This is a genomic window from Mesorhizobium sp. M7A.F.Ca.AU.002.02.1.1 (assembly GCF_003998535.1).
In the GTDB taxonomy this organism is placed as follows: Bacteria; Pseudomonadota; Alphaproteobacteria; order Rhizobiales; family Rhizobiaceae; genus Mesorhizobium; species Mesorhizobium ciceri.
Genome location: NZ_RZPB01000950.1, coordinates 1 through 1985, shown reverse-complemented (window position 1 = coordinate 1985; position 1985 = coordinate 1). Strand labels below are relative to the sequence as shown.

Genomic DNA, 1985 nt, shown 5'->3' with positions numbered 1-1985 from the left:
ATTCGTCGCGATGGATTGATCCGTCGCGCACCAAGAATCCCGTCCGGCCTGCCCCGTCCTGCAGACGGTGCCCTCCCGGTCCGGCGCCCCACCCGACCCGGAGGGACTTGCGGAGAATCGGAGCCGATGCGAACCTCGCCGCAACATGGCTCGCGCGCGTTCTGATTCTCCGCCTCTCTTTGAGATCATCGAGAAGCCCGACTTCTCCTTCGAGACGAAGGCGATGGCGGAGGGCCTGTGGCCGGTCGCCGGGATGGACGAGGCAGGCCGCGGCCCCCTGGCCGGGCCGGTGGTCGCCGCAGCGGTGGTGCTCGATCCCGCCAACATTCCCGACGGCCTCGACGATTCCAAACGCCTCAGCCATTTACAGCGTGAGGCCCTGTTCCTGCGCATTCTCGGCTCCGCACAGGCGGTCTCGATGGCCTCCATCAGCGCCGAGGGCATCGACGGCAGCAACATCCTCAAGGCAAGCCTGGAAGCCATGCGGCGCGCGCTGGTAGGGCTGTCGGTCCGGCCGAAGCTTGCGCTTGCCGATGGACGCGACGTGCCGCCGGGACTGCCTTGTGAAGGGCGCGCGCTGATCAAGGGCGACCAGCGTTCGCAGTCGATCGCCGCCGCCTCGATCGTCGCCAAGGTGATGCGCGACCGCATGATGTGCGGCTGCGGCAACCATCACGACCGCTACGGGTTCGAAGTCCATATGGGCTACGCCACGGTTCGTCATCGCACCGCGATCGAAGCGCATGGCCCGGTGGCGCGGCTGCACCGCGTGTCGTTTGCGCCATTCCGGCTGGGTGGGGCCGAGGTGGACGTGGTGGAAGAAGAGAGCTTCGCCGGGCTGGATTGAGCGACGACGACGACAAGCCAATCTCCCCCCTTGTGGGGGAGATGTCCGGTAGGACAGAGGGGGGCGCTGTCCCGCCGGCCTCTCAATCGATTGCAGTTATGCCCTCAGGCTTGTCCCGATAGACCTTAGGACAACAAAGGTTAGCGTTCCTTCACGCCCCCCTCTGCCCTGCCGGGCATCTCCCCCACGAGGGGGGAGATTGGCAGCTTCAGCGCCGCAACAAAAAAGCCGCCGGGTTGCCCGGGCGGCTTTCGATGACTGGCTAGACGAACCGCCTAATTCAGCTTCGACTTCACGTCCGCGAGCGAAGCCTTGAACAGATCTGCACCGGCCTTGGCGTCGATCTTGCCGGCAAGCAGCGCGCGTGCTGCCTCGACGGCGATGTCGACGGCGCTGGCGCGCACTTCGCTGATGGCATCACGCTCGGCCTGACCGATCTTCTGTTCGGCAAGCGCGGTGCGCCTGACGACATAGTCCTCGGTCTTCTTATGCGCGTCGGCGGCAAGCATGTCGGCTTCGCGCTTGGCGGCAGCGACGATGTCGGCGGCCTCCTGCTCGGCTTCCTTGCGCTTGCGCTGGTACTGGCCGAGCAGCTGCTGGGCCTCCTCGCGCAGCCGGCGCGCTTCGTCCAGTTCATTGCTGATCCTGGCGGCACGGGCGTCGAGCGCCTTGGCGATCATGCCAGGCACCTTGATGTAGACGGCAACGCCGAGGAAGATGATCAGGGCTATCGTGGCCCAGAGCGTCGCGAGAGATGTGTAATCCATGATGCGCTCCTCACCGGGCCACGGATTTGACCGCGGCCGCGATCTCGGCCTTGCTGGCCTTGCCGCCAACCAGAGCCTCGACGATCGCCGAAGCGGTGTCCTCGGCGATGCTGCCGACTTCCTTCATGGCATTGGCCTTGATGGAAGAAATGCGGGCTTCGGCTTCGCCAAGCTTCGCGTCGAGCGCAGCCTCGACCTTCTTGCGAGCGGTGTCGGCCTCGGCCTTGGCAGCGTCGTTGGCCTGCTGGCCGATCGCGTTGGCCTTGGTCTTGGCTTCCGCCAGTTCCTGCTCGTAGGCAGCAACGGCGGCGTCGGCCTCGCCCTTCAACCTGGCCGCCTGGTCGAGGTCCTGCGTGATGCGATCGTTGCGG

The 1985-nt window shown here is 65.9% G+C and carries 2 protein-coding genes and 1 pseudogene; 1 reads left to right on the top strand and 2 read right to left on the bottom strand.

The window, feature by feature from the left end; all coding sequences use genetic code 11:
• Window positions 1–145 precede the first annotated feature (145 nt).
• A complete protein-coding gene (locus EN879_RS33690; protein WP_027164182.1) occupies window positions 146–847 on the top strand; it encodes a ribonuclease HII in 702 nt (233 codons plus the stop codon).
• A 275-nt stretch (window positions 848–1122) separates the two neighbouring features.
• On the opposite strand, the gene EN879_RS33685 is transcribed toward EN879_RS33690, so the two are convergent.
• Both EN879_RS33685 and EN879_RS33680 read right to left on the bottom strand, forming a co-directional pair.
• Window positions 1123–1614: a F0F1 ATP synthase subunit B gene (locus EN879_RS33685; protein ID WP_013532841.1), complete on the bottom strand. Its 492-nt coding sequence runs from the start codon at window positions 1612–1614 to the stop codon at window positions 1123–1125.
• A gap of 10 nt (window positions 1615–1624) precedes the next feature.
• Window positions 1625–1985 (bottom strand): annotated as a pseudogene (locus tag EN879_RS33680) (ATP F0F1 synthase subunit B); the annotation flags it as partial.